This is a genomic window from Mycobacterium sp. JS623 (genome assembly GCF_000328565.1).
Classification (GTDB): Bacteria; Actinomycetota; Actinomycetes; order Mycobacteriales; family Mycobacteriaceae; genus Mycobacterium.
Genome location: NC_019966.1, coordinates 4,947,904 through 4,971,668 on the forward strand (window position 1 = coordinate 4,947,904; position 23,765 = coordinate 4,971,668).

At 64.8% G+C, this 23,765-nt stretch carries 25 protein-coding genes; 8 read left to right on the plus strand and 17 right to left on the minus strand.

What is annotated here, in order from left to right:
• The first annotated feature begins 4 nt into the window (after positions 1–4).
• Positions 5–808 (plus strand): SDR family NAD(P)-dependent oxidoreductase, encoded by an 804-nt coding sequence (locus MYCSM_RS24115; protein WP_015308787.1) that lies wholly within the window; start codon positions 5–7, stop codon positions 806–808.
• A gap of 57 nt (positions 809–865) precedes the next feature.
• Here MYCSM_RS24115 and MYCSM_RS24120 read toward each other — a convergent pair whose 3' ends face one another.
• From MYCSM_RS24120 to MYCSM_RS24180, 13 genes are all read right to left on the minus strand, one after another.
• Positions 866–1,765: an alpha/beta fold hydrolase gene (locus MYCSM_RS24120; protein ID WP_015308788.1), complete on the minus strand. Its 900-nt coding sequence runs from the start codon at positions 1,763–1,765 to the stop codon at positions 866–868.
• A gap of 2 nt (positions 1,766–1,767) precedes the next feature.
• Positions 1,768–2,409, minus strand: coding sequence for a hypothetical protein (locus MYCSM_RS24125; protein ID WP_015308789.1), 642 nt, complete (start codon positions 2,407–2,409; stop codon positions 1,768–1,770).
• A complete protein-coding gene (locus MYCSM_RS24130; RefSeq protein ID WP_015308790.1) occupies positions 2,406–3,089 on the minus strand; it encodes a hypothetical protein in 684 nt (227 codons plus the stop codon). The genes MYCSM_RS24125 and MYCSM_RS24130 overlap by 4 nt, the downstream gene beginning before the upstream one ends.
• Positions 3,053–4,555 (minus strand): MCE family protein, encoded by a 1,503-nt coding sequence (locus MYCSM_RS24135; RefSeq protein ID WP_015308791.1) that lies wholly within the window; start codon positions 4,553–4,555, stop codon positions 3,053–3,055. Before MYCSM_RS24135 ends, MYCSM_RS24130 begins: the two co-directional genes overlap by 37 nt.
• 1 nt (position 4,556) lies before the next feature.
• Positions 4,557–5,711: a virulence factor Mce family protein gene (locus MYCSM_RS24140; RefSeq protein WP_015308792.1), complete on the minus strand. Its 1,155-nt coding sequence runs from the start codon at positions 5,709–5,711 to the stop codon at positions 4,557–4,559.
• Positions 5,708–7,027 (minus strand): MCE family protein, encoded by a 1,320-nt coding sequence (locus tag MYCSM_RS24145; RefSeq protein ID WP_015308793.1) that lies wholly within the window; start codon positions 7,025–7,027, stop codon positions 5,708–5,710. Before MYCSM_RS24145 ends, MYCSM_RS24140 begins: the two co-directional genes overlap by 4 nt.
• A complete protein-coding gene (locus MYCSM_RS24150; RefSeq protein WP_015308794.1) occupies positions 7,024–8,358 on the minus strand; it encodes an MCE family protein in 1,335 nt (444 codons plus the stop codon). Before MYCSM_RS24150 ends, MYCSM_RS24145 begins: the two co-directional genes overlap by 4 nt.
• Complete coding sequence (locus tag MYCSM_RS24155) at positions 8,355–9,386, minus strand: virulence factor Mce family protein (RefSeq protein ID WP_015308795.1); 1,032 nt, start codon at positions 9,384–9,386, stop codon at positions 8,355–8,357. Before MYCSM_RS24155 ends, MYCSM_RS24150 begins: the two co-directional genes overlap by 4 nt.
• A gap of 36 nt (positions 9,387–9,422) precedes the next feature.
• The gene (locus MYCSM_RS24160; RefSeq protein WP_015308796.1) at positions 9,423–10,874 is read right to left on the minus strand and encodes an MCE family protein; all 1,452 of its coding nucleotides are present in this window, start codon (positions 10,872–10,874) and stop codon (positions 9,423–9,425) included.
• A 3-nt stretch (positions 10,875–10,877) separates the two neighbouring features.
• Positions 10,878–11,732 (minus strand): ABC transporter permease, encoded by an 855-nt coding sequence (locus tag MYCSM_RS24165; RefSeq protein WP_015308797.1) that lies wholly within the window; start codon positions 11,730–11,732, stop codon positions 10,878–10,880.
• Positions 11,729–12,496, minus strand: a complete 768-nt coding sequence (locus MYCSM_RS24170) for an MlaE family ABC transporter permease (RefSeq protein WP_015308798.1) — start codon at positions 12,494–12,496, stop codon at positions 11,729–11,731. The genes MYCSM_RS24165 and MYCSM_RS24170 overlap by 4 nt, the downstream gene beginning before the upstream one ends.
• Before the next feature lie 300 nt (positions 12,497–12,796).
• The gene (locus MYCSM_RS24175) at positions 12,797–13,273 is read right to left on the minus strand and encodes a VOC family protein (protein ID WP_015308799.1); all 477 of its coding nucleotides are present in this window, start codon (positions 13,271–13,273) and stop codon (positions 12,797–12,799) included.
• 52 nt (positions 13,274–13,325) lie between these two features.
• On the minus strand, positions 13,326–13,940 hold the full coding sequence (locus MYCSM_RS24180; RefSeq protein ID WP_015308800.1) for a TetR/AcrR family transcriptional regulator: 615 nt from the start codon (positions 13,938–13,940) through the stop codon (positions 13,326–13,328).
• A gap of 101 nt (positions 13,941–14,041) precedes the next feature.
• On the opposite strand from MYCSM_RS24180, the gene MYCSM_RS24185 reads away from it, so the two are divergent.
• The 3 genes from MYCSM_RS24185 to MYCSM_RS37345 are packed head-to-tail and all read left to right on the plus strand — an operon-like array spanning position 14,042 to position 17,977.
• Positions 14,042–14,917, plus strand: a complete 876-nt coding sequence (locus tag MYCSM_RS24185; RefSeq protein ID WP_015308801.1) for an alpha/beta fold hydrolase — start codon at positions 14,042–14,044, stop codon at positions 14,915–14,917.
• Entirely contained in the window at positions 14,914–17,805 is a 2,892-nt protein-coding gene (locus MYCSM_RS24190) for an aminotransferase (protein ID WP_015308802.1), read from the plus strand. Before MYCSM_RS24185 ends, MYCSM_RS24190 begins: the two co-directional genes overlap by 4 nt.
• Before the next feature lie 25 nt (positions 17,806–17,830).
• Positions 17,831–17,977: a hypothetical protein gene (locus MYCSM_RS37345; protein WP_157681388.1), complete on the plus strand. Its 147-nt coding sequence runs from the start codon at positions 17,831–17,833 to the stop codon at positions 17,975–17,977.
• Between the two features lie 227 nt (positions 17,978–18,204).
• On the opposite strand, the gene MYCSM_RS24195 is transcribed toward MYCSM_RS37345, so the two are convergent.
• Complete coding sequence (locus tag MYCSM_RS24195; protein WP_015308803.1) at positions 18,205–19,104, minus strand: alpha/beta fold hydrolase; 900 nt, start codon at positions 19,102–19,104, stop codon at positions 18,205–18,207.
• Between the two features lie 71 nt (positions 19,105–19,175).
• On the opposite strand from MYCSM_RS24195, the gene MYCSM_RS24200 reads away from it, so the two are divergent.
• A complete protein-coding gene (locus MYCSM_RS24200) occupies positions 19,176–19,550 on the plus strand; it encodes a nuclear transport factor 2 family protein (RefSeq protein ID WP_015308804.1) in 375 nt (124 codons plus the stop codon).
• On the opposite strand, the gene MYCSM_RS24205 is transcribed toward MYCSM_RS24200, so the two are convergent.
• Positions 19,547–20,497 (minus strand): hypothetical protein, encoded by a 951-nt coding sequence (locus MYCSM_RS24205; RefSeq protein ID WP_015308805.1) that lies wholly within the window; start codon positions 20,495–20,497, stop codon positions 19,547–19,549. The two genes, MYCSM_RS24200 and MYCSM_RS24205, sit on opposite strands and share 4 nt — an antisense overlap.
• A gap of 28 nt (positions 20,498–20,525) precedes the next feature.
• Between MYCSM_RS24205 and MYCSM_RS24210 the strand changes: the two genes are divergently transcribed.
• Positions 20,526–21,308, plus strand: a complete 783-nt coding sequence (locus tag MYCSM_RS24210; RefSeq protein ID WP_015308806.1) for an adenylate/guanylate cyclase domain-containing protein — start codon at positions 20,526–20,528, stop codon at positions 21,306–21,308.
• Here MYCSM_RS24210 and MYCSM_RS36770 read toward each other — a convergent pair.
• On the minus strand, positions 21,305–21,469 hold the full coding sequence (locus MYCSM_RS36770) for a hypothetical protein (protein WP_015308807.1): 165 nt from the start codon (positions 21,467–21,469) through the stop codon (positions 21,305–21,307). The genes MYCSM_RS24210 and MYCSM_RS36770 overlap by 4 nt on opposite strands.
• A 41-nt stretch (positions 21,470–21,510) precedes the next feature.
• Here MYCSM_RS36770 and MYCSM_RS24215 point away from each other — a divergent pair, with 41 nt between their 5' ends.
• Positions 21,511–22,191 carry a hypothetical protein gene (locus MYCSM_RS24215; protein ID WP_015308808.1) on the plus strand — a complete coding sequence of 227 codons (681 nt, stop codon included), beginning with the start codon at positions 21,511–21,513 and terminating at the stop codon, positions 22,189–22,191.
• Positions 22,192–22,198: 7 nt separating this feature from the next.
• On the opposite strand, the gene MYCSM_RS24220 is transcribed toward MYCSM_RS24215, so the two are convergent.
• Positions 22,199–23,185 (minus strand): LmeA family phospholipid-binding protein, encoded by a 987-nt coding sequence (locus MYCSM_RS24220; protein WP_157681389.1) that lies wholly within the window; start codon positions 23,183–23,185, stop codon positions 22,199–22,201.
• 305 nt (positions 23,186–23,490) lie between these two features.
• Between MYCSM_RS24220 and MYCSM_RS24225 the strand changes: the two genes are divergently transcribed.
• Positions 23,491–23,751, plus strand: a complete 261-nt coding sequence (locus MYCSM_RS24225) for a hypothetical protein (protein ID WP_015308810.1) — start codon at positions 23,491–23,493, stop codon at positions 23,749–23,751.
• Positions 23,752–23,765 lie beyond the last annotated feature (14 nt).

The following is a 23,765-nucleotide window of genomic DNA, read 5'->3' on the forward strand; positions in this document are numbered from 1 at the left end:
GGCCATGCTTCCGCCTACACGCGACGACGGCGCCGTCGTAGTTACCGGCGCGTCGTCGGGTATCGGCGAAGAGATCGCCCGCGAATTCGGCCGTCGCGGATACCGATTGGTCCTCGTGGCGCGCCGCGCCGAGCGCCTGCGCGACATCGCAGAAGAGTTGGGTGGGCTGGTCCACGTGTTGCCGGTCGATCTCTCGAACCGCGACGAGCGTGCGACCCTGCCCGATCAGGTGGCCGCGCTTGGGTTGGTGACGGAAGTCGTGATCAACAACGCGGGCCTCGCCACGCTGGGCCCGATCGCCGAGTCCGATCCGGCAGCCGAACTCAATCTGGTCGAGGTCGACGTCGCCGCGGTGGTCGACCTGTGCTGCCGGTTTGTCCCCGCGATGGTCAAGCGCGGCCGCGGTGCGGTGCTCAATGTCGCATCGGTCGGCGCGTTCGGTCCGGTGCCGGGTCAGGCCTCGTACGGCGCGGCCAAAGCGTTCGTGCTGTCCTACACCCAGGCGCTGCGAGAAGAATTGCGCGGCACGGGCGTTACCGCCAGTGCATTGTGCCCGGGGCCGGTGTACACCGGGTTCCTCGAGTCGTACGGCATCGCCGACGAGGAAACAGAAAAGACGCTGCCGAAGTTCCTGTGGCAGACGCCGGACGCGGTGGCCAAGGCCGCGGTCAAGGGGCTCGCCTCCGGCAAGGGCGTGATCATTCCCGGCGCGGCCAACCGGATCGCGGCGGTGGTCAATCACCATTCGCCGCGGGGAATGCTCACGCGGCTTGTCGCGCGCAACCACCCCGGGCTGAAGAAGTCGTAAGACCGGTGGCAAAAGTGGAAGTGCCATTGCAAGCTGCGCGGGGGTCGCAGCTGCCGGCTATGCCCGTGCGATGAAATCAACGATGCGTCGTGCGACGACCTCGGGCTGATCGAGCTGCAGGAAGTGCCCGCCATCGGTGATGAGCGCGATATCACTCGCCCCAGGAAGCACCCGCTCGATCCACGGCGTGTAGTCCTCGCTGCAGCCGTCATCGGTGCCGTGCAGATACAGCGTCGGCAGGCGCGGCGCATCCAGCCAATGCTTGTTCAGCTCTGCGTACTGCGCTGGCGCCCGGGTGCCACGGACGGTGGCGCGGTAGAACCCGAGCGCGGCACGCCACCGCTCAGGCGAACCGATCGAATCGTCGACGTAGCGCAGATCCTGGTCGGCGCGGTAGCTCGGTGACCACTTCCGCCACAGCCGTGGTATCACCCACGACGCGGAACGTTCTGGCAGCCAAGGCAATTGGAAGTAGGCGATGTACCAACTGAGAAGCAACTGGCGCGGCAGCTTCGCGGCCAGCCGGCCCGCTTGCGGAATCCGACCGAACGGCCGGAACGCGGCGCTGAACGGCACCGACATGATCACAGCCTTCGTGAACGGAGTGTCCGGCATCGCGGCAAGCCCGGCACCCGCGATGGCTCCCCAGTCGTGACCGATCACCACGTCGTTTCCGGTCGGCCCTGCGGCCTGCAGCACCCGCAGCGCGTCATCCATATACGCGCCGACGTGATAACTGCCATCCGACGGCAGCGACGACGGCGCGTAGCCGCGCATGAACGGCGCCACCACCCGCCACCCCGCGCCCACCAGAGCGGGCGCCACCTTGCGCCACCCGTATGCGGTATCAGGAAAACCATGCAGGCACAACGCTATTGGCGCATCGGCCGGGCCCCACATCAACGCGCGCAAATGCACGGTCGGCGCCGCGACGTCGAGCCACTGGAGTTCGGCCACCGCTACACTGGGTCGAACTTGGAGATCAGCCAGCGATCACCGAGCTTGTCCAACGTCACCCGCACGCTCGACGCCGTGTCGGTCGGCGCGTCCTGACCGACGATCACGGTCTGGTTCACGAACACCAGCACCACGGCATGGCGGGGGCTCGCGGAGACGGATGCCGCCGCGGGAACCGTTGCCACCGCAGAGATCTGCTTCTGCTTGGCGCCAGGGATCACGACGTCATGCGTCAGCGAGGTGTACGAGTCGCGGAAGTAACCGGTCAACAAATCGCGCGCTGCGTTGAGTTGCTGCTCGACGGTGTCGGGCTTGTACGACAGCATCGCGACCGTGCTGTCCTTGGCTGCCTTGATCGACTCATCGCGCGCGGACTCGTCGTTGCGCACCGAATTGTCCATCCACTTCAGGTATCCCGCGCCCAGCGCAAGCAGCAGCGCTATCGCAGGCAGCACACCGAACGCGAATACCCGTGCCCACTGAATCCGCCGCTTGGGCTTCTCCGGTTCAGCGGCTTCCGTTGACTCGTCAGCGGCTTCCGTTGACTCGTCAGTCTTTTCGGCGTCCTCGACCTGCTCAGTCTCCATGTCGGAAGGCACAGTGGTCTCTTCTTCTGTGGTCTGGTCTTGGCTGTGGTTACTCATGGCACGAACTCCACGTTGGCCACCTTGGCGTCCTCACCGACCTTCTGCACCGCGATCCGCATCCGCCACGAGCGCGGCGCCTGCTCGGGCGCACCGGCGTTGGACGTCTTGACCGTCACCGCAACGAGCACCTGAGCACCGTTGGCAGTGATGGATTGCGGCTCGAGGCCCGCCTCGGCGATGGTGCCGACCGACTTGGACTGTGCCTGCTTGACGACTTCCAGGAACGGCTGCGCGCGCTTCTGGAAGTCGTCGTAGAACGTGCCCGTCGCGGAGTCAAGGATGCGCTGAACGTCGGCGTCGGCATGCTGCCAGTCGATCGACGTCAAGTTCAACGCCCCCTGCCTCCCGACGGACAGGAAGAGCTTCTGTTGTTCATCGGACTGATGCGACTGGTAAGCGCGGAATCCCAACCAGCCCGTCAACCCTGCGAGTGCGATCACCAGGACCAGTCCGGTGATCATCGCCAGCCGCACGTGCGACATCGGCGCCTTGGCCGGCGCGGCTTCTTCGTCCGAAGGTTGGTCGGCCGCTTCCGTCGCGTCATCGGTGGCTTCGTCGGCCGCGACCGCGTCCGAGACTTCGCTGCCGCCCGACTCGGGCTCGGCGACGCCGGATGTCTCCTCGGTGGCGGTCGACTCGCTCAGCTCCCCGTCGGGGGCAGCAGCATCGTCTGCCATGTTTGCTCCTCTTTGGCACCGTTTGCCAGGTTGGACTGTGTGTACACACGCCCGTCCGGTCCAACGTACGTGCCGTTGGCTGGGTCGTACTCGGCGGCCGCTATTGGCGGTGGGGCCGGACCCGGCGGCGGAGCTGCTTGTGCAGGTGGCGACCCCGGTGGCAACTGCGGAACAGCCTGCCCGGACAGGGTTGCGTTGGGGTCGCCCTTCCAGTTGTAACCGTCGTTGAGGGGCACGTAGTGCTCATTGCTTTCGCACATCTGCCACGTGGGCGCACGTTTGCCAGGCACGGTGATGCAGGGCAGGTTCCTGGCACCGCGCACGTTGAACGGCGCGTCTTGAGGGACTCGGCAATACACATCGCCCGGCGGCCTGTCGGGGTAATCCTGGAACGTAGGCACTCGCTGCTGCTGGGCAGGCAGGAAACCGGTGGTGCACGGCGGCGGCAACTGCTGCGGCGGCAACGGGATCGGCTGCGGCAGCGCAGGGATCATCAGGTTGAGGTTGAAGGTCAGGGCGTCGCCCATGTAGTCCTGTTTGGTGTTGCGCTTGTGCACGCCGACGGCCTGAGTGACCGCGGTGCCCTGAGGCAGCAGCACGAGCAGCTGCTCGAGACTTGGCTGATACGTGACGGCCACGTCGCCGAGGCTGACCAGGTTGGCCAACACGATCGGCAACGTCGGCTGCAGCCGGTCGAACAACGCACGGACCTCGTCGGCAGCCCCCGGACCGTTCTCCAGGATCCCGGCCACCGCCGGGTTCTGGCTTTGCAGCTGACCCGTGATGCTCGCCAGGTTCGACGCCCAGGCCTGGATCGAGGGCGCGGTGTCTGTCTGCGAATCCAGCACCGGCTTGGACTGATCGATCAGCGTGGTCAGCGGGTCGAGGTTCTTGCGCGCGTCGATCGCCAGTGTGGTGCTGCCGTTGACCAGCCGGCGCAGCTCGGGGCCGAGACCGCCAACCGCGACGTACGCCTCGTCGACGACGGTCTTCAGGCTTTCCTGCGGAATCGCCTGCAGGCCACGGGTGGTGTCCGTCAAGACCTTGTTGATGTCTGTCGGCACCGTCGTGCGGTTCGCGGCGATCACGTCGCCGTCCTTCAACGACGGACCGCTACCGCTTTGTGGAACCAGTTGGACATACTGCTCGCCCACCGACGACACACTGTGCACTTCGGCTTTGAGGTCGGCGGGGATCTTGACGTTGGAATCCAGCGAAAGGACCGCCTGCACACCGGTATTGGTCAGGTTGACACTGTCGACAGTGCCGACCTGCGCGCCGCGGTAGGTGACATTGCTTCGGGGATACAACCCGCCCGTCTCCGGCAGCTCCAGCTTCACGGTGTACTGCCCGATGCCGGCCATGTCCTGCACCCGCATGTAGCCGAACAGCATGACGGCAAGCGCCGTGAGCGCGATGACGATGAAAATCGCCATCTGGATGAGGATTCGACGCGTCAATACCATGTCACGGCCCCTGATCCAGGCGGTACGGAGCGACCAACGGGTTACCGGCAGTGCCCGGGCCGCCCGCGTTGCACGGACTCGGGAACTGGCCGATGGTGCGACCCCACTGCAGCTCCAGCCAGGTCAGATCGCATTCCCACCGAGACCCGGTGAAGATTCCCTGATCGATCCGGCTCAGTGTGAGGTCGAGGATCAACGTGAGGTTGGCGTAGTCGCCGCGCATCCAGTTGGTCAGCGTCTCCTTGGGGAACGGGAAGGTGGGCAGGAAGCTCAGCGCACGGGTCAGAGCCGGGCCGGCGTCGGCCAGTGATTGCGCCACTGGGCCAAGGTCTTTGAGCTCTTGGACCAGTGCGTCCTTGGTCTGGTTGACCGAGTCGGCGGCCAGCGCGCTGAACTTGCCCAGTTGCGCGAGTGCATCCGAGAGGTTGTTGCGCTGATCCTTGAGCACCGCCAGCGCGTCGGGGATGGTCTTTAATGCCTTGTCCACCACGGGTTTCTGCGCCGCGAATTGACCAACCAGGTTGTTCAGGCTGTCGGTGGCCGCGATGATGTCGTCTTTTTGGTCGTCGAGGTAACCAATGGCCTTGTCGAGCTGCTCGATCAGGCTGCGCAGATCGTCCTCACGCCCGGTGAAGGCGATGCTCAATGCGTCGGTGATGTCTTGAATGTTGCCGATGCCACCGCCGTTGAGCAGCAAAGCGATCGCCGACAACGTCTGCTCGGTGCTCGGATACTTACCCGACGAGGCCAGCGGGATCAGTGAGCCCTCGTGCAGCTTGCCTTGCGGTGGCGCATCTTTCGGCGGCGCCAGCTCGATGTGCAGTGAGCCCAGCAGGCTGGTCTGGCCGAGAGTGGCCGTCGCATTGGCAGGCAGCTCGACGTCGCGGTTGAGCTGCATCGTGACCAGCGCGTGCCAGCCTTGGCGCTCGATCTTGGTGACCGTGCCGACGTTCACGTCGCCGACGCGGACGCGTGAGTTCTGCTCGACGTTGTCGACGTCGGGCATTTGCGCCTGAATAGTGAACGCGCCAGGACCCACGCCCTCCACGCCCGGCAGCGGAACCGAGTTCAGCCCTCGCCAGTTGCTGCAGCCCGCCAATGTGACGGCGATGACGCCCATGGCCCCGGCAACGCGTATCCACTTGGCCCGCATCATGATCCGGCTCCCGGCGGCACCATCATCCCAGTCAGGCCGTCAGCAGGGTTGGTGGCGACAGCCGCCTCTGCTGGCAGCGGAGGTCCGGGCGGGGGCGGTGGCGCGGCATCTCCCTGCGGCGGCGCCGCACCTGGGGGCGGTTGCGGCGGAATGTAATCCGGGCGCATCCAATCCTCGCTGTAGGTCAACTCGTTCGGCCGCGTGCTGGCACCGACGAAGACGTTCTGCGCGACAGGCAGGAAGTTGTATTGGCGGTTCTTCATGATCGGCGCCAGATACTGCACGCACAGCTTCGCCGACTGCTCGGCGCCCAGGCGTGAGGCCGCCTGAATAGCGCCGCACAGGAAGGAAATCGGATTGGCGAAGTTGTTGAGCATCGGCACACTGCTCACCGCGCCCTGCGCGGGTTGCCAGATGTTCACGTAGTTCTGCAACGTGTTGGGCGCCACGTGCAGGAACTGCTTGACGTCGGTGAGGCTGTCGTTCAACGCCTGCGTCACACCGGCCAGCTTGTCCGAGGTGGTGCCAAGGGCTTCGCGGTTGTCGGCGACGAACTGCTGAACCTCTGGCACGACGGCGTTCAGATCCTTTACCGCGTTGGCGACCTCGTTCGGGTCATCGGCGAGCAGGCCGGTCACCGACGCCAGGTTCTGGTTGAGCTGGCGCATCAGGTTGGTGCTGTCCTGAAGCGCCGACACCAGAATCGCCAGATTCTTGATAGTCGAGAAGATATCGGTGCTGTGATCACCGAGCGCCGAAAACGCTTGCGACAGTTTGATGACGGTGTCGCGGATGTTGGCACCCTGGCCGCGCAGGTTGTCGGCCGTGGTGTTGATGAACGATCCCAGCGGGGCGACGCCGCCTGGCTCGGTCGGCTGTAGCGAGCTGGCCAGTTTCTCCAACTGCGCGCGAACCTGATCCCATTCGACCGGAACCGCGGTGCGCTCCCGCGGGATGACCGCGTTGTCCTTGAGCACCGGCCCGGTCGTATAAACCGGGGTGAGCTGAATGGCTCGCGCGGTCACCAGCGTCGGCGACAGAATCGCGGCCTTCACTTCGGCAGGCACCTTGTACTTGCTGTCGTAATAGAACGAGACCTTCACCCGCTCGGGTTGCGGCTGGATCTCGGTGATCTTGCCAACGTTCACCCCGAGGATACGGACGTCGTCGCCGACGTAGATGCCGTTGCTGTTCTCAAAGTACGCAACGACATTCGTGCGGTTGATGGTGTCACTGGTCCGCAACAGTACGACCACGCCGGCCACTAGCAGCACGACGAGGCCGACGGCGACCCAGCTTCTGCGAACGTGGCTCATTGTCCCGCCTCCCCGGGCGCGGGCACCATGACGGGGCTCGGGGTCGGAATGGCCGTCGAGTCCAGCCCCGGCGGCGGCAGCGCGGGCGGTCCCGGCGGCGGTCCACCGGGCGGCCCCGGCGGTATGGGCTCGCGATACGGGTAGCAGCCGGTCGGGCCGGGCAGCGGTATGCCGGGCGGCCCGCAGCCCTGATCGCCGGGGTTGCCGGTGATCGCGTCGGGGATCGTCAAGCGCGGCTCACCACCCTGGCCCGTGCGCGGGAACGGCACGGGCAGCGCGGGTGTTCCCGGCTGGCCGACCTGTGGGTCGGACAGTTCCGACGGCAGCTTCACGTTGGGGTCAAGACCGAGGTCGGAGAACGCGGCATCGATGAACGGCTGCAGGAACTGGCCCGGCAGCAGGTTGGCGACGTAGGTCTTAAAGAAAGGGCCGGACGCCACCGATTCTCCGAGCGACATCGAGTATTCGGTGAGCAGGTGCAGAGACTTCTGCAACCGTTCCTTACGGTTGTCCAACATCGTCAACACGCCGTTGAGCTTGTCGAGCGCGGGCTTCATCGTAGCCTTGTTCTCACCGATGAAGCCGTGCAGCTGCTGAGACAACGCCGAGATGTTCCCGGAGATCTGATCCACTGCGGCGCTTTGCGTTTGGAGCTCGGCCAGCAATGCGTTGGTGTTACCGATCAGGCTGACCACCTGGTTGCTGCGCTCGGCAAGCACTGTCGTGGCCTTGTCGGCGTTGGTCAACAGGCCACGGAGTTGCGCGTCGCGTTCGTTGAGCGTTTGCGAAAACCGTGACACGCCTTCGATCGCGATCTTCAACTGCGGCGGGGTGTCGGCAAATGTCTCCGAGAGGACTCGCAGCGAGTCCGACAGCTGATTGGTGTTCAGCCCGCTGATCGTGGTGGCCAATTCGCCGAGCGCGTCGGGCAATTGATACGGCGACGTGGTGCGGTCGAGGGGGATCGTGCCGCCCTGTCGACCGTCACCGCGCGACGTGACTTCGAGGATCTTCGTGCCGAGCAGACCCTTTGTCTTGATCGCCGCCTCGGTGCGGTCACCGAGCCGGATGTTCTTGTCGACGGTGAACTTGATCAACACCCTGGGCCCGTCGAGTTCGATGGATTCGACCTTGCCCACCTGGAAACCCGAAACCTGAACGGCGGCACCGTCCACCAGCCCGCCGGCCTCGGCAAAGTAGGCCGAATACTCCTTGGCCTGGCTGAGGAACGGAAGCTTGTCGTAGTTGATCGCACCCAAAATGATCGCGACGGTGATACTGATGCCGATGGCACCGATGATGAACTGGTTGCGTTCAGAGAATGGCTTCATCGCGGCGCGCACCTCCCGGTGCTCTGGCCCGCGACCTTCACGTAGACCGGCTGGCCTCCCTTGCCGTTGAGCTTCAGCACGATGTCGCACAGATAGAAGCTGAAGAAATCACCGTAAATGCCTTGCCGCGCAAGCGCTTGGTAAGCATCCGGCAGGGTGTTGAGCAGGTTGTCGAAGTAATCGTGGTCGGCGACGACGATCCCGGCGGCGCGGTCGGTTTCGTGAATCGTCTTCGCGAACGGCGGACGGGCCTGTGACAACAGATCGGTGATGCTTGCGGCGGCCGCATTCGAGTACGCGAGGCCGTTGCTGATGTCCTGTTTGCGCGACGCGAGACCCTCCACCAGTCCAGACAGCGCATCGACTGCCTTGGCGAATTGGCCGCTCTGGTCGCCGAGCGAGCCAAGCACGGTGTTGAGGTTGACGATCACCTGCCCGATCAGCTGATCACGGTCGGCCAGTGTGCTCGTCAGCGCGGCGGTCTGCGACAGGAACGAGTTGATCGTCCCGCCCTGACCCTGAAGTGCTGAAATCAGCTGGCCGGACAACGCATTCACCTGATCGGGATCCAACGCCCGGAACAGCGGCCGGAAGCCACCGATCAGCGCGTCCAGGTCCAACGCCGGTGAGGTGCGGGCGAGCGGAATGGTGTCGCCGGGGTTGAGCTTCTTGGTGCTGCCGGCACCCTCTTCCAGTGCCAGGTAGCGGCCGCCGATCAGGTCCTTATATCGGATGACGACTCTGCTGCCCTCGGTCAGCACCACCGAATCGTCGGCGGTGAACTCGACCAAGGCCGTCGTATCGGGTTGAATGGCAACCTTTTTCACCTGACCGACCTCGACGCCCGCGATGCGGACGAAATCGTTGGTCTTCAGGCCGGTCACATTGGTGAAGGCGGCCCGGTAGGTGTGGGTCTTCTCGCCGAACCGCAGCTCCCCAAAAACCGCATACAACCCAAACACGCCGAGCACGCACACAGTCAGAAAGACAGCGAGGCGCACCACGGTGGCTCGCAGGTTCTCTTTCATGACTGGTTTACCTTTCGTGGCGCAGGAACGGGACGGTTAGGGCGACGGGGCCGCGAATTCCGGAAGCGGAACGGGCGGCAACGGAGTCGGTTGCATCTGTGCGGGTTCCTGTACGACGAACGGTTCCGAACCCGGCGTGCGACCTGGATCCCGCGGCGCCATCGGCGGCGGCGCAGGGGGAAGGCCGGGCCACAGCGGGGTGCCATCCGGCGCATACATCGGTGCACCGTAGGCCGGGGCACCCGGATACGGGATCGGTCCAGGCGCAGGTCCGCCGAACAGATTGCGGATGCTCGGCGGTTCGGGCACCGCGCGGGTGACCGGGAGATAGTTCGCCCATGCCGGGAAGCCGATGCCCGGGTTCGGCCGCCAGTCCATGCCGGTGCCGAATCCGGTGTTGGTGACGAGATTGCGCACCGGCCAGTTCTTTGCGACATCTGGCAGCGAACCGCACCCCGGCTTGCCGCCGGGTCCGCCTCTGGCGCCAATCACCGGCAGGTTGTCCGGATAGTGGTACGGGTCGTCTCCGAGCGCCAGCGACGTATCGAGCACGAGGGTTCGACCGTTTCCGCCCGCCGACTGATAACCGCCGGTATCCAGAATGGTTTTCGCGCCCATCAACAGGCAGGTGTACTCCGGGTTGTACTTGTACAACAGGTCCGTCGTTGGCTCGAGCACATTGATGGCCTTGATCAGGTTGGCCTGATTCGGCGCCAACAGGTTGATCCCGCTGTTGGACAGCCCAATCGTGGCCAGCAGCAACGCATCCAGCTGCTTGGTGTGGCTGGTGACGGTCTGACTGGTGGTACTTGCCGCGTTCAACACGGTCAGAATGTCTTGCGCCGCACCGCTGTATGCGTCGTTGAAGCCCTTGAGCGCTTGCCAGTCGGCGCGGATCATCTCATTGCGCGGATTCAGTTGCAGCAGTACTTGGTTGGCGTCTGTGGTGGCCTGCCCTATCCGTTCCCCTTGTCCGCGAACACCTTCTGCGAGTGCGGACAGAGTGGCGTTGAGCTTGGCGGTGTCGATCTGATTCAGCACCGCCACCACGTTCTGGAACACCGTGTTGACTTCGGTGCTGACGTTGCGCGACTTCAGCACCTGATTCTCCGCCAGTCGCTGCGGGCTTGGGTCGTCGGGATACACCAGGTCGACGAACTTCGCGCCGAACACGGTCGTCGCGCGAATCTGGGCTTCGACGTTGGCCGGGATGAACTTGATCTGGTCGGGGTCGATTTCGAGCTTCAGCACCACAGGTTCGCTACCGCCGCGGATCGCAGCCACCCGCCCGACCTGAACCCCGCGCATCTTGACCTTGGCGTTGGTCTCCATCACCAGGCCTGCCCGGTCGGACGTCAGCGTGACCGGAACCTTGCCGCGCAGCGTTCCCGCGAAGAGCGCGTAGCTCAGCCAGATCAAGACGGCGAAGACCACCACGAGGATGAGCGTGTACCACCCCGGGTGAAGGCCGTGTTCGTCGCTGTCCATCTGCTATCCGGCCAGGTTGAAGTTTCCGGACTGGCCGTAGACGGCCAGCGACATCATCACGAGGACAAAAGCGGCGACGATCAGCGAGGTGCGCACCGCACGGCCAACCGCCTCACCGACGCCAGCTGGGCCGCCGCGCGCGGTGTATCCGTAATACGTGTGCACGAGCATGATGACGATCGCCAGCACGATGCACTGGAGGAAGGACCACATCAGGTCGGTCGGGTTCAAAAACGTTCGGAAGTAGTGATCGTAGACGCCGGTCGACTGACCGTAGAGAACGGTGGTGCCGAACTTCGCCGCCCAGAATGCCGCAATCACGCCAACGCAATACAGCGGGATGACCACGAGAAGGCCGGCGAGCACCCGGGTGGACGCGAGGTAGGCGACCGAGCGGATGCCCATCACTTCGAGTGCGTCGATTTCCTCATTGATGCGCATGGCGCCGAGTTGCGCTGTGGCACCGGCACCGATGGTCGCCGACAGCGCGACCGCGGTGGTCGCCGGTGCGATCAGGCGGACGTTGAAGAACGCCGAAGCGAATCCCGTCAATGCTTCGACACCGATCTCGGAGAAGTCGGTGTAGCCCTGCACGGCCACGAGCGCGCCGGTGGTCACGGTCAAGAAGCCGACGATCGCGACGGTTCCGCCGATGATGATGAGCGCGCCGGCGCCGAGGCCCATCGCGGCGATCTGCCGGATCAATTCCACCCGGTAGGAGGTGACCGCGATGGCGATCGAGCGCAGCGTGTTGCCGTAGAACTTCGTCTGCCTGCCGACCCGGTTCCATGGCTCGGCCATTGAGTTGAACCGGGCCTTCAGCCATGGGAACTGCGAATGGGGCCGAGAGATCGTCACATCGTCACCTTCACGGCGACGGCGGTCGCTACCACATTGATCGCGAACAACGCCATAAAGGTGAACACCACGGTTTCGTTGACCGCGTTTCCGACACCGGCGGGACCGCCGCCGACGGAAATGCCCTTGTAGCAGGCGATCATTCCGGCGGAGAGCCCGAACAGCGCAGCTTTCAGCAGCGCGATCGTAACGTCGGTGGCGCCGATGAGCAGCGTCAGGCCGGCTGCGAAGGCACCAGGCGACACGTGTTGGATGTAAACGCAGAACAAGTAGGCGCCCGCGAGACCGACGAGGATCACCGTCGCCGCCAGAGCCAGCGACACCAGAGTCGCGGCAAGCACGCGCGGAACAACAAGGGCCTGAATGGGATTGACGCCCATCACACGAAGGGCGTCGAGTTCTTCTCGGATCGTGCGTGCGCCGAGGTCGGCGCACATTGCGGTCGCCCCGGCGCCGGCCACCACCAACACCGTGACGATCGGACCAATCTGTCGAACTGTGCCGAGGGCCGCGCCGGTGCCGGAGAAATCCGCGGCGCCGAACTCGGTCAGCAGGATGTTGAACGTGAACGTCAGCAACACCGTGTACGGAATCGTGAGCATCAGCGTCGGCACGATCGACACCCGCGCGACAAACCAAGATTGCGAGAGGAATTCGCGCCACGCGAACGGCGGCCTGAACATGGCCACGAACGTGTCGAGCGCCATTGCATAGAAGCCGCCGAAACCGCGTACTGGCTTGGCAATGAGGTTGGAGGTGACCATTACCGGGCCCTCCCTTGCGTTCTCCTCACCGCCATCGGCTGGCGATCCCTCCGTCGCACAACCCGTGCGCGCAAGTTGTGAGTGTTGCACGGGACGACGCCGCAGAACCGTACATCACCGATTTCTGGCCCGGCAACACGTACCCCTTGCGGGGACGCCTGCCGCCTTTACCGCCCATCTACCGGTCACGTCGCTGATAACACACGCCGTGGCCGTCCGCTATCTGAAATTTCATTGCACAGCCCGCGTACGCGGCGTCTTTTTGGAAGACCGATGCGCCGATCGGGTGGCTGAGCCGCCTTACGACGCTGCCTTAGGACCGACGGCGTCCTCCAGCTCGGCGATGACGATCTTGCGCATCCCCAACATGGCCTTCATCGCTGCCCCGGCGCGCGCTGGATCGGGATCCTGCTGAAGCTCGAGCAGCCGGTCCGGCACCACCTGCCAGCTCAGCCCGAACCGGTCCTTGAGCCAGCCGCATTGCGACTCCTCGCCGCCGTCGAGCAGCCGATCCCAGTAGTAGTCGACCTCGTCCTGGTCCTTGCAATGGATCATGAACGAAACCGCCTCGGTGAAGCGGAACTGCGGTCCGCCGTTGATCGCGAGGAACCGCTGGCCGTCCAAGACGAAGATGCCGTAAACCACGTCGCCGGGTGTGCCAGCGGCGGTATTTCGGTTGATCAGCTCGATCGTCGAGTTCGGGAAAATCGACGTGTAGAACGCGGCGGCTTCCTCGAGGTTGTTGTCGAACCACAGGGACGGGGTGATCGAGGGCATCGCTACTCCTTCAGGTCGGCTTTTTTGTGTAGACCGACCAGGTGCGCGCGACTCATCGCCGATCGGCGGTCCCCTCGGCACCCAGCGCGCGCAGCGCGAACTCCAGGACCCAATCCAGCGACCGTTGCAGCCGCGCGTGGTCGCCCGGTGACTGGTTGACCATTTCGCGGCTGATGACGGCGCTGATGGCGACCGCGTCATGCTCGGGATCGGCCCGCGGGAAGGAGCCGTCGGCTCGGCCGCGCCGCAGGATCTCGACCAGCGAGCGTTCCCGGTCGGCGTGCGCGCGTTCGCGGGTCTCGCGATAACCCTTGGCAGCGCGCACCTCGTCAGAGTCGATCACGGTCAGGTGCATTCGCATTTCTTCGTCGTGCATCCAGCTGAACATTCCGCCGATCCACGCCTTCAGTTGGTCGACGGGGTTGCCGGGCACTTCGTCGACGATGCGATCGAGCTTGTCGGCGAGCGCGTCGCTCTCCTGTCGCAGCAGCGCGAGGAACAACTCGTCCTTCGATTGGAACTGACGGTAGAACGCCCGGGTGGACACTCCGGCGCGCTGCAGGATTGCGGCGACCGAGATCGGGCCGGAGTGAGGCTCCGACAGGCAACGGTAGGCCGCGTCGATGATGCAGCCGCGGTCGTCGTCACTGCCGGATTCTGGCTGCACGATCGCAAAGTCTAGGGACGCCGTGGACCGGCCGGGCCGAAGATCGATGCAAATTGTCTCCTGGGTAACGTCAGGGCCCGGGGTCAGCCGAGAGGACGTCCATGAGCACGACACGAAGCGAACCGCAGACCGTCAAGTTTCGCGGCAGCGAAGAGCTGGTCCTGGTCGCGGACGAATGGAACCCCGGCGCCGCTACAGGGGAGACGTCGGATCCGGCGCGGCCGTCCGTGTTGATGCTCCATGGCGGCGGTCAGAACCGGTTTTCCTGGAAGAACACCGGCCAGATCCTGGCCGACGAGGGTTTTCACGTCGTGGCGCTGGATAGCCGCGGTCACGGCGACAGCGATCGTTCCCCCGACGCCAACTACACCGTCGATGCGCTGTGCGCCGACACGCTGGCCGTGTTGGAGCAGATCGGGCGGCCGGTGGTGCTGATCGGGGCCAGCATGGGCGGAATGACTGGCATGCTGGTCGCCGACGCGGCTGGACCGAGCACGGTGACGAAGCTGGTGCTCGTCGACGTGGTGCCGCGTTACGACAAGGACGGCAGCGCCCGGATTCGCGATTTCATGGCGAGCGGCATGAACGGATTCGAGACGCTCGAAGAAGCCGCGGACGCGGTGGCGTCATACCTGCCGTATCGGACCAGGCCACGCAGTCCCGAGGGACTGAAGAAAAACCTGCGGCTTCGTGACGGCCGGTGGTATTGGCACTGGGATCCGGCGTTCCTGACTGCACCCGACGACGACAGGTTCGTCCGGATGCAGAAGCTCGAGCAGGCCGTGATGGACCTGACAATCCCGATCCTGCTCATTCGCGGCAAGCTGTCGGATGTGGTCAGCCCCGAGGGTGTGAAGGACTTTTTGGAGAAGGTGCCGCGCGCCGAGTTCGTGGAACTGTCTGATGCCGGACACACCGCAGCAGGCGACGACAACGATGCGTTCTCTGAAGCCGTCGTCCAGTTTGTCGGCCGGTGACCGTCGGGTTCAATTTCCTTGAGGCACCAGAGCTTCCGGCGCCTCAGGTAACTGAGCAGCAGGCCGAGGACATCCTCGCCAGGCATTACGGCCTGCAGGCCCGCGCCACGTCGCTGGGCAGCAACCAGGACAAGAATTTCATTGTCAGCAGGTCCGACGGCGAGATCGTCGGGGTCCTGAAGATCGCGAATCCGGCCTTCAACGCCATCGAAATCGAAGCACAGGATCTGGCGGCGGACCGAATCGCAGCTGCCGAGCCGACGCTGCGGATGGCGGTTCCGCTGCCGAACGAGGCGGGCCAAATGTGCACAGCCATCGAAGGATTGGTGGATGGCACCGCATATGTGCGGCTGCTGCGCTTCCTGCCGGGCGGAACATTGCTGGAGTCAGGTTACCTTTCGCCGACCGCCGTCGCGGGGCTTGGCGAGGTGGCCGCACGGGTGAGCCGAGCACTCGAAACTTTCAGCCATCCCGGCCTGGATCGGATTCTGCAGTGGGATCTGCGTTACGGCAGTGCCGTTGTAGCAGAACTGATTTCGTACGTAGCCGACCCGTTGCACCGCGCGAGACTGGACGCGGCGTCGACGGAAGCCTGGTCGCGGATCAGCGCGGTTGCCGATGAACTGCCGCGGCAGGCCGTTCACCTGGATCTCACCGACGCGAACGTGGTGGCTGGGCCCGCCGGGCCCGACGGGGTCATCGACTTCGGCGACTTGACCGACAGCTGGGCCGTGTCCGAACTCGCGATCACCGCGTCATCGGTGCTGGGCCATCCTGGTTGCGAACCGATTTCGATCCTGCCCGCCGTGCGCGCGTTTCATGCCATCCGGCCACTCACCGCGGCCGAGGTGGAGGTGTTGTGGCCGCTAGTGGTGTTGCGGACCGCGGTGCTCATCGTCAGCGGTGCACAGCAGGCGGTGTTGGATCCTGACAACCCGTATCTCACCGATCAGTCCGGCCGAGAATGGCGCATGTTCGAACAGGCGACGTCGGTTCCTCTCGACGTGATGACCGAGACGATCAGGGCCGACCTCGGTTTCACCGTGGCATCGGCGCCTGTGGCCGGCACGCTCGTCGACGTGGATCCTGCCACGGTGGTGACGCTCGACTTGTCCACCACGTCCGACGCGTATGATTTCGCTTTCGCAGACGACGGCACGCTGAAGCCCGGCGTCGAAGTCGAATTAGCCTCGGCAGCAGTGCAAAACGGCGCGCGGCTGGTCGTTACCCAGTGCGGCCAAGCGCGGCTGAGCCGGACACGCATGCTCAGCCAAGAGAGTCCCGACGTGGTCGCGACCGGAATCAGCTTGTGGGCGGCATCGGCGACACAGCTCGTCGCGCCATGGGACGGTTCGGTCGAGGGATCCGTTTTGCGGGGCGCCGAATACGAGCTGACGCTAGTCGGCGTCGAGTTGGTGTCGGGCGGCGTGCGAGCGGGCGACCAGCTTGGCGAGGCACCCGCAGGTACATGGGTGGAAGTCGGGGTGCGACCGGTCGGCGTGCCGACGGCGCCGCCGTTCGTGCGGGCCGAGGTGGCACCCGGTTGGCTGGCGTTGACGCGTGACCCGCGGCCGTTACTGGGGCTACCCGCTGTAGAGGCTGCCGAAGGCGGCGATCTGTTGTCGCGGCGCGACGCGAGTTTTGCTCCGGTGCAAGAGTTTTACTATCATCGCCCACCGCAGATCGAGCGGGGCCGACGGCACTACCTGATGTCGACGGCCGGCCGCACCTACCTGGACATGGTCAACAACGTGACGGTGCTGGGCCATGCTCATCCGCGGATCGCGGACACAGCGGCCAGGCAGTTGCGGAAACTGAACACGAACTCGCGCTTCAATTACTCGAGCGTGGTCGAGTTCAGCGAGCGCCTCGCGGGGCTGCTGCCTGACCCGCTGGACACGGTCTTCCTGGTCAACTCCGGCTCGGAGGCAAGCGATCTGGCGATCCGGCTGGCGACGGCGGCGACGGGGCGACGGGACGTTGTCGCGGTCCGCGAGGCGTATCACGGCTGGACGTACGGCACGGACGCGGTGTCGACGTCGATGGCGGACAACCCCAATGCGCTTGCCACTCGGCCGGATTGGGTGCATACGGTCGAGTCGCCGAACAGCTTCCGCGGCAAGTACCGGGGGCGCGAGGCCGTCCGGTATGCGGGCGATGCGGTCGAGGTGATCGAGCGGCTGGTGGCCGAGGGTCGTCCACCCGCGGGGTTCATCTGTGAAAGCGTGTACGGGAACGCCGGTGGCATGGCGTTGCCGGACGGTTACCTGCAGCAGGTGTATGCGGCGGTGCGGGCAGCGGGCGGGCTGGCGATCTCCGACGAGGTGCAGGTCGGTTATGGCCGTCTGGGCGAATGGTTCTGGGGTTTCATGCAGCAGGACGCGGTGCCTGACATCGTGTCGATTGCGAAGTCGGTGGGCAACGGGTATCCGCTAGGCGCGGTGATCACCAGTCGTGCTGTCGCTGACGGGTTCCGGTCGCAGGGATACTTCTTCTCGTCGACGGGCGGCAGTCCGTTGTCGTGTGCGATCGGGATGACGGTGCTCGACGTGTTGCGCGACGAAGGGTTGCAGGAGAACGCCTTACGCGTCGGTGCGCATTTGAAGGCGAGATTGCAGGGCCTGCAGGACAAGCACCCGATCATCGGCACCGTGCACGGGGTCGGCCTGTACCTGGGCGTCGAGATGGTCCGCGACTTATCGACCTTGGAGCCCGCAGCGGAGGAGACGTCCGCGATCTGCGACCGCATGCTCGAACTCGGAGTGATCATTCAACCGACCGGCGACCACATGAACATCCTGAAGACCAAGCCGCCGTTGTGCATTGACGTCGAGGCGGCGGACTTCTACGTCGACACGCTGGATCGGGTGCTGACCGAAGGGTTCTAGCGCGTGGGTCCCACTCTGCTACGCGATGGTCAGCATCCTGCCGGATCAACGCGCCGTGTTGGCGGGTAAGTCGGGCACCCGGCTAGCCATGACGACGGGCATCTTCAACCTGCTGTGGGTGGCGGTCACCGTGTCGATGATGGTGCGGCCGGGGTCGACGACGGGCGTCTGAGACGCGATACCCGAAGCGCCCAGCTCTGAGCGACATTGTCGCTCCCACCGACTTTGTCGCTTAGAGCCGGGCAACTGAAGACGTGGGCTCGGGAGCGCCGAGCGCCAAGGTGATTGGGGCTGAAGAAGCCGGCGTGCGACGCGGCTCCCTAGGTGGGTGTCCGAAGTGCCCGGCTCTGGGCGACAATGTCGCTGCCACCGACTTTGTCGCTTAGAGCCGGGCAAAACTCATAGTGCTCCTGAGCCCCGACTGAAGAACTCCAGCGCCCTGTCGATCACGACTACAGGCTTCTCGTCGGCGATGAAATGCGAGGCGCCAGAGACTTCTTCGATGGTCAGATCGTCGGCGTGCCCTTGATAGCCGTCCAGGATCGTGGTGTTCATGTTCGGGTCCTCACTGCCGTACAGGATCAGCGTCGGGGTGCTCAACCGCATGCCCCGAAATCGGCCGGTCATGATCCGCGGAACGAGCGGAACGATGAAGTGGCGATACAACGCTGAACCCGCATGAGCCCTAGCGGGATCCCGGAACGGCGCCACGAACAGTTCGCGGTCGCGTGGCGTGAACGCGCTGCGATCGGACGTGTAGTGGTCCAGCAGATATCGCGCCATCGGCTGACTGCCCTTGGCCAACAGGTAGGGGCCTAGGCCCGGTGTCGCGATCGCGTTCTGAAACCACAACCGCGGCACCGCCGCCAGCAGCCGTGGGCTGAACTTCACGAACGGGTGCGGAATCGCCAGTGAGACATACTTTTCCACACGCTCCGGGTGATACATGCAGAGCAGGAAGCCGACCAGCGCGCCCCAGTCGTGTGCCATCAGGCGCACACGGTCGAGTTCAAGCGCATCGAGCAGCGCGACCACGTCGGCGACCAACTGCTCGGACGAGTAGCCGGAAGCAGGCGCGTCGGTCCATCCCGCGCCTCTCAGGTCTGGAGCGATCACCCGATAGTGCTGCGCCAGCGCCGGCAGCACCCTGTACCACCCCCACCAATGCTGCGGAAACCCATGCAACAACAGCAGCGGCTCACCCTTGCCGGCCTCGGCCACATGCATGCGCAACCCAGGTAGCTCCACGAACCGATGCTCGACACCGTCGAGATCCGGAAGCTCAGGCTGCCCGGTCATGAGCTCGACCCTGCCACGCATGTCGACAACGCGGGGTTGATTTACCCAGCGCCGCTGGGTTCTATCGAGGTATGACACTCTCCCCCGACGACGTGGTGACCGAATTCTGCCAGAAGTGGGCCTCGCCTGATCCGGATGAGCTGGCCGGGTACTTCACCGAAGACGCCGTGTACCACAACATTCCGATGGACCCGGTGCAGGGTCGCGAGGCGATCAAGCAGTTCATCGCGGGCTTCACCGCCGCATTCGACGGAATCGATTTCCAGGTGCATCGGCAGATCAGCGACGGCAACGTGGTGATGAACGAGCGGACCGACACGATGCGTCGCAAGGGCGGCGGCGCGATACCACTCCCGGTGACGGGCGTCTTCGAGGTCGTCGACGGCAAGATCGCGAAGTGGCGCGACTACTTCGACATGGCGACGGTCACCAACGCATTCGCCTAGACCAGCAACGGCACGTCGGCGTGCCGCTCGGCGGTGAGGATCTCGAACATCGCGCGGTGCGTAGCCAACAGCTCTCTGCGTTCGAAAGCCTTGCCCGCCACCTGAACTCGGCAGTTCGCAATCGCCGAGTTGTAACAGTACTTCGAGCCGCCGTCGGTGTCGGTGTAAGTCAGGCCGATGACGTCGGCGGGCTCACACAGGATCTCCCCTTCGATCATCTGATCCCCGACGCGGCCGCCGAACGCCCAGGCGAACGGCCGGTATGTGCCGTGCGTCTGCAGGCTGCCCATGATCGACCGAACCGCGAACTCCTGACCCGCGTGACGGAACACAAACAGCGTTGCCGCTGGCGTCAATAGCGGTCCGACCGCCGCCCGCGCCGTCACGATCTCCAGGCTCGAATCGGGCGCGTCGTCGAAGCCGCACACCTGACCGAACGCATAGGCCGGGGTGTGCCGAGTGCCCCAGTTGTGGTTGACGCTGCCGGTCCAGCCGTCGAGCACCAGCCTGGTGTCGTCGAACTCCACGATCCCATCGAATTGCGCCAGCGGGTGGCGCACTGTGGTCTTCGCCGTCGGGATGCGCGCCTTGTAGGCGCGCTCGGTGAGGATTTTGACGGGGTCCTCGGACCCAGGGGTGATCCGCAGATCCCATCGCGCCGAGCGGTTTCCGCCCGTCACCACACCCTCTGCCGACCGGTCGTCGATGGATGTCGCGCCGATGCGCGCGGTCCAGGTGTCGTACTGATAATCCGCGACGTCAATTGGGTACGGCTGCTTGAGCGCCCGATTGCCTTGCCCGTCGGGGTCGAAGATCATCACCCACACATCGGCCACCGCTTCGCCCGCGGTGGGCAGCAGCAGCGTCTCTCGCAACCAGAGCGCTTGCGGGCGCTCGGGGTGGTTGGCGCGGATATAGCGGCTCTCGTAGTAGGGCGCCTGAGGCATCACGGGTTCAGCATCCAATACTTGACGGGTGATCGGAGCGCAGATTGCGGCTTATGTGCTTGCGGGGATCGCCGCGCTGGAGGCGGTGGCGATCGTCGTCGGCTGGGTGCTCTACCGGCGTCAGCAGGACGAACTCGAGGAGTTGCGGCGTCGACTCGACACCAGAAACACGCTGCTCACGGGTGGCCGGGAGGCCGTCAAGCAGGTCTGGCAGACCGCCAACATCCTGCGCAAGGACGGGCTGGGCGCGGCGGTCCGGTCCTCGATCGAGGATCTCGCCGACTGGGCGGAGGTCGAACGACCTGATCTGGCGCGGCTGGCCCTGAACGGCAAGGTCGCGATCGTGTTCTCCGACATCGAGGAGTCGACGGCACTCAACGAGCGCATCGGTGACCGGGCGTGGGTCCGGCTGATCGGCAGCCACGACAAGCTGGTCCGCAAGCACGTCAAGAAACACTCCGGGCACGTGGTGAAGAGTCAGGGTGATGGCTTCATGATCGCATTCGCGCAGCCCGAACAGGCGGTGCGGTGCAGCATCGACGTGCAGCGCTCACTTCGCATGCGGCCCAACGGCATTCGCGTCCGAATGGGAATCCATATGGGCAAGTCGGTGCGTCGCGGCGACGATCTGTTCGGCCGCAACGTCGCGATGGCGGCGCGGGTGGCCGCGGAGGCGGACGGCGGCGAGATTCTTGTCAGCGAGGTGGTTCGCGATGCGGTCAGCGATGAGGACATCGCGTTCGACGATGGTCGCGATGTCGCATTGAAGGGATTCTCCGGCACGCACCGGCTCTACGCTGTGGCCTGCTAGTTGGTGGCCTCGCCGGCCTCGGCCAACCGTCGATGCAGCCGGGCCCGGATGTCCTCGGGTGTGTAGGAGTTGCGCTTGCGTTGGTCGCGCGCGACCAGCACACCGCCTGCCACCACGCCGGCGACTCCGGCCAGTCCAACCCACTTCCATATGCCACGCATCCCAAGAGTCTGCCTAAGCTGCTGGCGTGAAGGAAAGCACCGTGTCGCTTCAGCGCGCCCTGGACGAGACCCGGACCGGCGATATCTGGCTGTTTCGCGGCAGCTCCGGACCGGACCGAGCGATCCGGACGCTGAGCAACGCCCCGGTGAACCACGTGGGGATGACGGTCGCGATCGACGACCTGCCGCCGCTGATGTGGAGCGCGGAGCTCGGCAACAAGCTGGTCGACGTTTGGTCTGGCGGCCACCATCGTGGCGTTCAGCTCAACGACGCGCGTGAATCCGTCGAACAATGGTGGAACGTCTACGGACAGCGCTGCTGGCTGCGTCAGCTCACGCCATACGCCACCCGCGAGCAGGAGGACCGGCTACTACGGGTCATCGCACGGATGGACGGCACACCGTTTCCGAGCACTGCACGCGTGACTGGCCGATGGTTTCGTGGCCGGGTGCCGACGGCAGGTGACTGGACGCGCGGAATACCGTTCCTCGACAAGAGGGTCCAGGAGTCGACGAAGCGACGGAAGGCGGAGAAGCGCAAGATGGGGTTGGAAACTGCGTACTGTGCCGAGACCGTCGCCATCACGTACGAGGAGATGGGCTTGCTCGTCACTGACAAGGATTCGAATTGGTTTGACCCTGGCCGCTTCTGGAGCGGCGACGCGCTGCCACTGGCGCCCGGATATCAACTCAGCGACGAAATCGCCGTCACCGTCGACTAATTGGCGCTCAGAGCCGGGCGAAGCATGGGTTCGCGTCCTCTTTCGGAATCGACGCATTCTGGCTCGAGAACGTCCCTACGACTCCGGTGTCGGTCACTTTGACGCTGTCGGCGTGGATGCCGAGAGGATAGTTGTCGTTCAGTTTCTTCGTCAGGTTGTTCAGCGCCGTCTGCACCACGTCCTTCGGCAGCAGGCCGGTGACGTCTACGACATCCAGGTTCAGATCACCGTCGGTGACGACTGGCTTGGCGCTGATGCTGCTGCCGCTGGCCTCCATGATGACGGTGCCCGCGGCAGGGTCGGTGCTCACGCCGGTAACGAGATTGCCCACCGCCGGAAGGTTGGCGGCCACCGTGTCCTTGATGCCGGCCGACGTCCAGGACAGGGTCGCGGTCAGCGATCCGATAGTGCCCTTCGAGTTCGCGGAATCCTGCAGCCGCACGTCTTTGAGGGTCACGTCGGCCGTCATTCCGTCAGCGCTCTGCACGCGCTTACCTGCGGTGGTGACCGAGATGTTGGTGTAGTGGCCGGTGATGTGCTGCCACAGGAAGGGCGGATTGACCCCGAAGGAGATGGACACGCCGTCCTGCACCACGCACTCGGCGACCTGGGTCAAGACCTTGTCGGCACGGTACCGAGCGTAGAGTTCTCCGCCTGCCAAACCACCGATGAGCAGCGCAACCACGATAACGACGACGAGAATGATCGTCTGGCGGCTGCGGCGACGCGGGCGGCTCTTCTTCTCGGGCGTCGACGGAGGGGGCGGTGGCGGTGTCCGCCAAATCTGTTGCGTGAGAGCCACATCCGCGGGTGATTGCGGACGCGGGATCCGCTGAGTGGGCCCGGCATCGGGTCGTTGCGGCTGGCGCAGTTGCTCGGTCGGCGGCTCGGGCCGACGGGGAGGCTGCGGGCGGCGCCCAGGCGGTCCCGGCGGTGGCGGTGGCGTACCCCTGCCGCGCCAGTCAGGTTGCCCGGGGCGTTGAGGCGGAGTCACGTGCGCGATTCTGCCTCATCTCGGGGTCAGTACACGGTGATCTCGGCCAGCTCGAGTGTCTTCTCTGCGCTCTGGCGCGACGGTGTTCGCCGTGCCCTGTCAGCCTTTGAAGAAAGTGCCGAAGTGCTCGACCGTCGATCATCTCCGCTGCGCGGACCCTACCTGCGCTTTACCGGTTGGTTGGCGCACCGGCTTCCTGCTAGCAGCAGGGCTCAAACGGGTGTTAGCAACGACGACAGCCGCTTGCTCGGGCGCGATGATTTCTCCTGAGGCCAAAGAGGGCGTCAATCAGACGGGAGAACATCATGAAGACGATCAAGTACATCGCACCGTGGTTGGCAGCAGCTGCAATCGGTGCAGCGGTGGCCCTCGCCCCGATCGCCAGCGCTGCTACCCCTCCGGCCCCCGCGGCCACGACGGGCACCGCTAGCACGGCTGGTACCGCTGGCACCGATCCTCTGGTGCCATTCGGCACCGAGCCGCACAGCCCGTACGTGTTCGGCTACCACGTCTCGGATCACGACGAGTCCAACACCACCAACGGCCAAGTCGACGTCCCGTTCTGATCCATCCCCACCAA

Bases quoted from the DNA above. Each gene is read 5' to 3' on its own strand.
- MYCSM_RS24155 (WP_015308795.1), bottom strand. From the start codon at position 9,386: ATGAAAGAGAACCTGCGAGCCACCGTGGTGCGCCTCGCTGTCTTTCTG.
- MYCSM_RS24135 (WP_015308791.1), bottom strand. From the start codon at position 4,555: ATGGTATTGACGCGTCGAATCCTCATCCAGATGGCGATTTTCATCGTC.
- MYCSM_RS36770 (WP_015308807.1), bottom strand. From the start codon at position 21,469: ATGCGTGGCATATGGAAGTGGGTTGGACTGGCCGGAGTCGCCGGCGTG.
- MYCSM_RS24125 (WP_015308789.1), bottom strand. From the start codon at position 2,409: ATGAGTAACCACAGCCAAGACCAGACCACAGAAGAAGAGACCACTGTG.
- MYCSM_RS24225 (WP_015308810.1), top strand. From the start codon at position 23,491: ATGAAGACGATCAAGTACATCGCACCGTGGTTGGCAGCAGCTGCAATC.
- MYCSM_RS24170 (WP_015308798.1), bottom strand. From the start codon at position 12,496: ATGGTCACCTCCAACCTCATTGCCAAGCCAGTACGCGGTTTCGGCGGC.
- MYCSM_RS24115 (WP_015308787.1), top strand. From the start codon at position 5: ATGCTTCCGCCTACACGCGACGACGGCGCCGTCGTAGTTACCGGCGCG.
- MYCSM_RS24175 (WP_015308799.1), bottom strand. From the start codon at position 13,273: ATGCCCTCGATCACCCCGTCCCTGTGGTTCGACAACAACCTCGAGGAA.
- MYCSM_RS37345 (WP_157681388.1), top strand. From the start codon at position 17,831: ATGGTCAGCATCCTGCCGGATCAACGCGCCGTGTTGGCGGGTAAGTCG.
- MYCSM_RS24150 (WP_015308794.1), bottom strand. From the start codon at position 8,358: ATGAAGCCATTCTCTGAACGCAACCAGTTCATCATCGGTGCCATCGGC.
- MYCSM_RS24200 (WP_015308804.1), top strand. From the start codon at position 19,176: ATGACACTCTCCCCCGACGACGTGGTGACCGAATTCTGCCAGAAGTGG.
- MYCSM_RS24145 (WP_015308793.1), bottom strand. From the start codon at position 7,027: ATGAGCCACGTTCGCAGAAGCTGGGTCGCCGTCGGCCTCGTCGTGCTG.
- MYCSM_RS24195 (WP_015308803.1), bottom strand. From the start codon at position 19,104: ATGACCGGGCAGCCTGAGCTTCCGGATCTCGACGGTGTCGAGCATCGG.
- MYCSM_RS24185 (WP_015308801.1), top strand. From the start codon at position 14,042: ATGAGCACGACACGAAGCGAACCGCAGACCGTCAAGTTTCGCGGCAGC.
- MYCSM_RS24130 (WP_015308790.1), bottom strand. From the start codon at position 3,089: ATGGCAGACGATGCTGCTGCCCCCGACGGGGAGCTGAGCGAGTCGACC.
- MYCSM_RS24160 (WP_015308796.1), bottom strand. From the start codon at position 10,874: ATGGACAGCGACGAACACGGCCTTCACCCGGGGTGGTACACGCTCATC.
- MYCSM_RS24140 (WP_015308792.1), bottom strand. From the start codon at position 5,711: ATGATGCGGGCCAAGTGGATACGCGTTGCCGGGGCCATGGGCGTCATC.
- MYCSM_RS24205 (WP_015308805.1), bottom strand. From the start codon at position 20,497: ATGCCTCAGGCGCCCTACTACGAGAGCCGCTATATCCGCGCCAACCAC.